This is a genomic window from Methanobrevibacter sp. (assembly GCF_045646205.1).
GTDB lineage: Archaea > Methanobacteriota > Methanobacteria > Methanobacteriales > Methanobacteriaceae > Methanocatella.
The window spans coordinates 1-5,731 of record NZ_JAZRKF010000042.1; the positions used below are offsets into that span (position 1 = coordinate 1).

Genomic DNA, 5,731 nt, shown 5'->3' on the forward strand with positions numbered 1-5,731 from the left:
TATTAAAAAATATGAAAGATACGAAAAAAGAAAATCAAAAATCAATGTTCACAAACCAGATTGTTTAAGTGTGAATGTTGGTGATTCTGTAAAAGTTGCAGAATGCAGACCATTAAGTAAAACTAAACATTTTGTTTTAGTTGAGGTTAAAGGAGAGTAAATAATATGAAACCATTAACATCTAGTGTATCTAAAGCATTACCAATTGGAGCAAGACTCCAATGTGTTGACAACACTGGTGCACGTGAAATCGAAATTATTTCCGTAAAAGGATTTAAAGGTGTAAGAAGGAGATTAGACGTTGCTGGTGTTGGAGATTTAGTTGTTGCTTCTGTTAAAAAAGGAACTGCTGACATGAGAAGAGAAATTGTTAATGCAGTAGTTATCAGACAAAAAAAGGAATATAGACGTGCTGATGGTCTTCGTGTTAAATTTGAAGATAATGCGGCTGTTATTATTACTCCTGAAGGAATATTAAAAGGGTCTGAAATCAGAGGACCTGTTGCTAAAGAAGCAGCTGACAGATGGCCTAGTGTAGGTAGTGCAGCAAATATTTTAGTATAGGTGAAAAAATGTCAAAACAACCAAGAAAACAAAGAAAAGCTCTTTATAATGCTCCTGCTCATGCACGTGGTAAACACTTAAGCGCTACTTTAAGTAAAGACTTAAGAGCAGATTTAGGTAAAAGATCTTTACCATTAAGAACAGGCGATAAAGTTAGAGTTCTCCGTGGAGATTTCAAAGGACATGAAGGAGAAGTTCTTGATGTTGATTACGGTTCTTACAAAGTAACCATCGAAGAAGTTACTTTATCAAAACCAGACGGAACTGCAGTTTTCCTTCCAGTCGATCCATCTAACTTAATGATTATTGATGCTAATACAAAAGACGATAGAAGAATAAAAAATAGAGGAGATAATTAAAATGGCTAAAATGGGATCTAGAAAACATCTTAAAAGATACAAAGCACCTAAAACTTGGCCTATTCATCCTAAAGAAGATACCTGGACAGTTAAACCTTCCGCAGGTTCTCACGCTATTGTTGATGCAATCCCATTAACTTTAGTTATCAGAGATATTTTAAAATTAGCTGATAATTCTAGAGAAGCTAAAAGGATTATTAACTCAGGTAACGTTTTAGTAGATGGCAGAGTTGTTAAAGATTATAAATTCCCAGTAGGATTCCAAGATATTGTTGAAATTCCAAAAACTGGTGAAACTTATAGAGTTCTTTTAGATACTAAAGGAAGATTACAATTACACCCAATTGATGAAAATGATTCAAAATTAAGTAAAATTGTAGATAAAACTACCATTAAAGGTGGAAAAACTCAATTAAACTTACACGATGGTAAAAATATCATCCTTGAAGAAAATGATTACAATGTTGGAGATGTAATTGATTTAAAAGTACCTGAACAAGAAATCAAAGAAGTTTATCCTTTAGAAATCGGTGTTACCGTTCTTGTTACTGGTGGTAAACACACCGGTGAATTAGGTACTGTAAGTGAAATTATTGAAAATAAATCATCAAACCCAAACACTATTATTATTCAAAATAGTGCTAAAGATGAATTTTTAACTTTAAAAGATTATGCATTTGTAGTTGGTAGCGATGCTCCAGCAATTTCTTTATTGGAGGTTAATAAATGAACCCAATGAATGAAGTTAGAATTGAAAAAGCTACTGTCAGCATTGGTGTAGGAGAAGCAGGTGAAAAATTATCCCGTGCTATCACACTTTTAGAAGAAATGTTTGATCAAACCCCTGTTAAAACTTACTCAACAGTAACTAACCCAGAATGGGGTATTAGAAAACGTCAACCAATCGCATGTAAATTAACTTTACGTGGAGAAAAAGCTGACAAAGCTATTGATATGGTTTTAGAAGGAATCAGCAGAAACATTAAACCTACTCAATTTGATGCTCAAGGAAACCTTTCCTTCGGTATTAAAGAACACATTGATATTCCTGGAATGAAATATAATCCGGATATCGGTATTTTCGGTATGAATGTTTCAATTACTTTTGAAAAACCTGGTTATAGAATAGCCAGAAGAAAAATTCAACAAAAGAAAGTTCCTCAAAAACATAGAATTACTAAAGAAGAAACTATGAAATTCATGGAAGAAAACTTTAATGTTAATTATGTAACTGAGATAGGTGATTAGTTTGCCAAGAAAATATGGAAAAGCATCAAAAAAATGTGCTCGTTGCGGTGACCACTCTGCTATGATTAGTAGATATGGATTAAATTTGTGCAGACAATGTTTTAGGGAAATTGCTCCTAAAATTGGATTTAAAAAATATAATTAAGGTGTTATGATATGAGTCTTATGGATCCTCTTGCAGATGCTTTAACAAATATTAGAAATAACGAATTACAAGTAAATGATTCTTGTGTTATTTCCCCAGCATCCAAATTAATTGGAGAAGTTTTAAGCACAATGCAAAAAGAGAATTATATTGGTAACTTTGAATACATCGATGACAACAGAGCAGGTAAATTCACTGTAGAATTATTAGGTAACATTAACAAATGTGGTGTTATCAAACCTCGTCACGCTGTAAAAAAAGATGAATTTGAGAAATTTGAAAAAAGATATTTGCCAGCAAAGAACTTTGGTATCTTAATCGTCACAACTCCTGAAGGAATTATGACTCACTATGAGGCTAAGGAAAGAGGAATTGGTGGACGTTTGTTGGCTTACATGTATTAGGTGATAAAATGGTAGTAGCTGCAGCTATAAGGGAAGAAATTGCAATCCCTGAAGGCGTCGAAGTTATAATTGAAAATAATGAGGTCACTGTAAAAGGACCTAATGGAGAAGACTCCAGAAAATTTACTTATCCTAATGTAAGTATTAAAAATGATGAAAACAATGTTGTATTAGAAACAGCATTTCCTAAAAAGAAAGATAAAGCAATGATTGGAACCACCAGGGCACACATCAACAATATGATTACTGGTGTAACCGATGGTTTTGAATACCACATGAAAATCGTATTTGCTCACTTTCCAATGACTGTAAAAGTTGAAAAAGATATCGTAACTATAGATAATTTCCTCGGGGAAAGACACCCAAGAACTGCTAAAATCGTAGGTAGTGCTAAAGTAGCAGTAAAAGGTGATGAGGTAACAATTACCGGTATCAATAAGGAACATGTTGGTCAGACCATGGCTAACTTAGAACAAGCAACTAAAATTAAAGGAAGAGATCCTAGAGTATTCCAAGACGGAATATACTTAACTAGCAAAGAATAATTGGTGATTATCATGGCTAATAAAAGATTTAAAAGACAAGAATATGCTCGTTATAAAAAACTTGGAATAAAATGGAGACGCCCTAGAGGTAAAACTAGTAAAATGAGAAGATATGAAGCAGGAAAACCTGATATGCCTGCTATTGGATACAGAACCCCTAGAGCTATTAGGAACTTACATCCTTCCGGATATAATGATGTTCTTGTTAACAATATGAAAGAATTAGAAGCTTTAAACCCAGAAACTGATGCTGCAAGAATCAGTGCTTCTATTGGTAAAAGGAAAAAACTCATGATGTTAGATAAAGCATCTGAGTTAGGAATTAAAGTTTTAAATAAAAACATTTAAATATGAATTTATGTTTATAGGTTATGTCAGTTCAGGGGCTTTTATAGAATTGGTTTAACCATTAAAGATAAAAATTAAGGGAGTTTAGATAATTTATCTAAATTTATCAGCTATGCTGAATTATGGAGGATTATATATATGAATCTTACAACTCAAAAAAGATTAGCTGCAAGCATCCTTAAAGTAGGGCTTAATCGTGTATGGATAGACCCAGAAAGAATCGAAGAAGTATCCATGGCGATTACAAGAGAAGGTGTTAAACAGTTAATTAATGATGGAGCTATTAAAGCGAAACCTCAAAAAGGTATTAGTAGCTACAGATCTAAAAAAATCGCAGAACAAAAAGCAAAAGGAAAAAGAAAAGGTGCAGGTAGTAGAAAAGGTGCTAAAAAAGCTCGTACTCCTAAGAAAAAACAATGGATGACTACAATCAGAGCTTTAAGAAAAGACCTTAAAGAAATGCGTGAAGAAGAAATCATTGATGCAACCACCTACCGTAAATTATACAAAATGGCAAAAGGTGGAGCATTCAGAAGTAAATCTTACATGAGAAACTACGCACGTGACCATGACTTAATTAAAGGAGATGAGTAAACATGGCACATGGATCAAATTACAAAGTAGCATTTAGAAGAAGAAGAGAAGGAAAAACCGATTACGGTGCTAGAATCAAGTTAATAGATTACGAAAAATCTCGTTTAGTTGTTAGAGTTTCTAACGCTCAAGCTACTGTTCAAATTGTTGATTATGCTCCTGAAGGAGATATCACTGTTGCATCAGCTGTTGGTAAACAATTAGCTAACTACGGTTACTTAGGTAATACCGGTAACATCACTGGTGTTTATTTAACAGGTTACCTCTGTGCTAAAAGAGCATTAGCTGCTGGTGTAGAATATGCAATTTTAGATATTGGTTTAAGATCTCCAATTAAAGGTTCTAAAATATTTGCAGCTCTCAAAGGTGCTGTTGACGCAGGTTTAGAAGTTCCTCACGGTGATTTCATTTTCCCTGAAGATGAACGTATCAGAGGAGAACACATTGCAAATTATGCTGAATCTTTAGATGACGACGAAAAAGCTAAAAAATTCTCAAAGTATTTAGAAAGAGGTTTAGAACCTACAGACTTACCTGAAAACTTTGATGAAACTATTAAGAAGATTGATGAGGCAGAGGAATAACTATGAGTTTTAATATTGATGAATGGGAACCTAAAACTAAAATGGGTAGATTAGTTAAAGATGGAACCATTACTGACATCGATGAAATCTTTGAAAAAGGTCTTCCAATTATGGAGTTAGAAATAGTTGATGCCTTGATCCCAGATTTAGAAGAAGAAGTAATGGATGTTAACTTAGTTCAAAGGATGCATAAATCTGGTAGAAAAGTTAATTTCAGAGTAATTGTTGCTGTAGGTAACAAAGATGGATATGTCGGATTAGGCCAGGGTAAGGCTAAAGAAGTCGGCCCAGCTATTAGAAAAGCTGTTGATAATGCTAAATATAATATTATCAAAGTAAGAAGAGGCTGTGGTGACTGGGGTTGTGTTTGTGGAAGAGAACACACCGTACCATTCAAAGTACAAGGTAAAACCAGTAGTGTTAGTGTAGATTTAATGCCTGCACCTGCAGGAGTAGGTTTAGTAATCGGTGATGTTGGTAAAACAATTTTAAAACTTGCTGGTATTCACGATGTATGGTCTCAATCTTTTGGTCAAACTCAAACTACAGTTAACTTTGCTAATGCAGTATTTGATGCTTTAAAAGAGTTAAGTAAAGTTAAAGCTAGTGCAGAAGACCTCAAGAAAATGGGAGTTAATTACTAAATGGTGATACTATGTTTTTAGTTATTAGAGTTAGAGGAACTACTGGTGTTATTCAAAATATTGCTGACACCTTAGATATGTTAAGACTTAACAGAATTAGTCATGCAGTATTAGTAGAAGAAAATCCTAGTTATGAAGGTATGCTTCAAAAAGCTAAGGATTACATCACCTGGGGTGAAGTTGATGCTGAATTTGTCGCAGCCATGATTGCAAAAAGAGGCAGAATCCCTGGCAATGACAAAGTCACTGATGAATATGTGGCTGAAAATTCAGATTACGAAAATATTGCTGAATTG

13 protein-coding genes are annotated in these 5,731 nt (G+C 33.7%); all 13 read left to right on the plus strand.

Annotated elements, in window-relative coordinates; genetic code table 11:
- Positions 1 to 160 (plus strand): 30S ribosomal protein S17 (gene rpsQ / locus ACKI44_RS07985; RefSeq protein WP_407423274.1); only part of this gene is annotated, 160 nt, incomplete at its 5' end.
- Positions 161 to 165: 5 nt separating this feature from the next.
- Positions 166 to 564 carry a 50S ribosomal protein L14 gene (locus ACKI44_RS07990; protein WP_058739677.1) on the plus strand — a complete coding sequence of 133 codons (399 nt, stop codon included), beginning with the start codon at positions 166 to 168 and terminating at the stop codon, positions 562 to 564.
- A gap of 8 nt (positions 565 to 572) precedes the next feature.
- Positions 573 to 923 carry a 50S ribosomal protein L24 gene (gene rplX / locus ACKI44_RS07995; protein ID WP_407423255.1) on the plus strand — a complete coding sequence of 117 codons (351 nt, stop codon included), beginning with the start codon at positions 573 to 575 and terminating at the stop codon, positions 921 to 923.
- A gap of 1 nt (position 924) precedes the next feature.
- Complete coding sequence (locus ACKI44_RS08000) at positions 925 to 1,653, plus strand: 30S ribosomal protein S4e (protein ID WP_407423257.1); 729 nt, start codon at positions 925 to 927, stop codon at positions 1,651 to 1,653.
- Positions 1,650 to 2,171, plus strand: coding sequence for a 50S ribosomal protein L5 (locus ACKI44_RS08005; RefSeq protein ID WP_407423259.1), 522 nt, complete (start codon positions 1,650 to 1,652; stop codon positions 2,169 to 2,171). The genes ACKI44_RS08000 and ACKI44_RS08005 overlap by 4 nt, the downstream gene beginning before the upstream one ends.
- Complete coding sequence (locus ACKI44_RS08010) at positions 2,164 to 2,316, plus strand: 30S ribosomal protein S14 (RefSeq protein WP_407423261.1); 153 nt, start codon at positions 2,164 to 2,166, stop codon at positions 2,314 to 2,316. Before ACKI44_RS08005 ends, ACKI44_RS08010 begins: the two co-directional genes overlap by 8 nt.
- 11 nt (positions 2,317 to 2,327) lie before the next feature.
- Positions 2,328 to 2,720, plus strand: a complete 393-nt coding sequence (locus ACKI44_RS08015; RefSeq protein WP_292877639.1) for a 30S ribosomal protein S8 — start codon at positions 2,328 to 2,330, stop codon at positions 2,718 to 2,720.
- Between the two features lie 8 nt (positions 2,721 to 2,728).
- A complete protein-coding gene (locus ACKI44_RS08020; protein WP_407423264.1) occupies positions 2,729 to 3,265 on the plus strand; it encodes a 50S ribosomal protein L6 in 537 nt (178 codons plus the stop codon).
- Between the two features lie 12 nt (positions 3,266 to 3,277).
- Entirely contained in the window at positions 3,278 to 3,613 is a 336-nt protein-coding gene (locus ACKI44_RS08025; RefSeq protein WP_407423266.1) for a 50S ribosomal protein L32e, read from the plus strand.
- A gap of 138 nt (positions 3,614 to 3,751) precedes the next feature.
- Positions 3,752 to 4,207 carry a 50S ribosomal protein L19e gene (locus ACKI44_RS08030; RefSeq protein ID WP_292798885.1) on the plus strand — a complete coding sequence of 152 codons (456 nt, stop codon included), beginning with the start codon at positions 3,752 to 3,754 and terminating at the stop codon, positions 4,205 to 4,207.
- Between the two features lie 2 nt (positions 4,208 to 4,209).
- A complete protein-coding gene (locus ACKI44_RS08035; protein ID WP_407423268.1) occupies positions 4,210 to 4,791 on the plus strand; it encodes a 50S ribosomal protein L18 in 582 nt (193 codons plus the stop codon).
- A 2-nt stretch (positions 4,792 to 4,793) separates the two neighbouring features.
- Complete coding sequence (rpsE, locus tag ACKI44_RS08040; protein ID WP_407423270.1) at positions 4,794 to 5,435, plus strand: 30S ribosomal protein S5; 642 nt, start codon at positions 4,794 to 4,796, stop codon at positions 5,433 to 5,435.
- Between the two features lie 11 nt (positions 5,436 to 5,446).
- Positions 5,447 to 5,731, plus strand: a 285-nt coding sequence (locus tag ACKI44_RS08045) for an uL30 family ribosomal protein (protein ID WP_407423272.1), incomplete at its 3' end; no start/stop codon positions are given.

Excerpts from the sequence above, each read along its gene's own strand:
- ACKI44_RS07990 (WP_058739677.1), top strand. The coding sequence starts at position 166 with ATGAAACCATTAACATCTAGTGTATCTAAAGCATTACCAATTGGAGCA.
- rplX (WP_407423255.1), top strand. The coding sequence starts at position 573 with ATGTCAAAACAACCAAGAAAACAAAGAAAAGCTCTTTATAATGCTCCT.
- ACKI44_RS08000 (WP_407423257.1), top strand. The coding sequence starts at position 925 with ATGGCTAAAATGGGATCTAGAAAACATCTTAAAAGATACAAAGCACCT.
- ACKI44_RS08005 (WP_407423259.1), top strand. The coding sequence starts at position 1,650 with ATGAACCCAATGAATGAAGTTAGAATTGAAAAAGCTACTGTCAGCATT.
- ACKI44_RS08015 (WP_292877639.1), top strand. The coding sequence starts at position 2,328 with ATGAGTCTTATGGATCCTCTTGCAGATGCTTTAACAAATATTAGAAAT.
- ACKI44_RS08020 (WP_407423264.1), top strand. The coding sequence starts at position 2,729 with ATGGTAGTAGCTGCAGCTATAAGGGAAGAAATTGCAATCCCTGAAGGC.
- ACKI44_RS08025 (WP_407423266.1), top strand. The coding sequence starts at position 3,278 with ATGGCTAATAAAAGATTTAAAAGACAAGAATATGCTCGTTATAAAAAA.
- ACKI44_RS08030 (WP_292798885.1), top strand. The coding sequence starts at position 3,752 with ATGAATCTTACAACTCAAAAAAGATTAGCTGCAAGCATCCTTAAAGTA.
- ACKI44_RS08035 (WP_407423268.1), top strand. The coding sequence starts at position 4,210 with ATGGCACATGGATCAAATTACAAAGTAGCATTTAGAAGAAGAAGAGAA.
- rpsE (WP_407423270.1), top strand. The coding sequence starts at position 4,794 with ATGAGTTTTAATATTGATGAATGGGAACCTAAAACTAAAATGGGTAGA.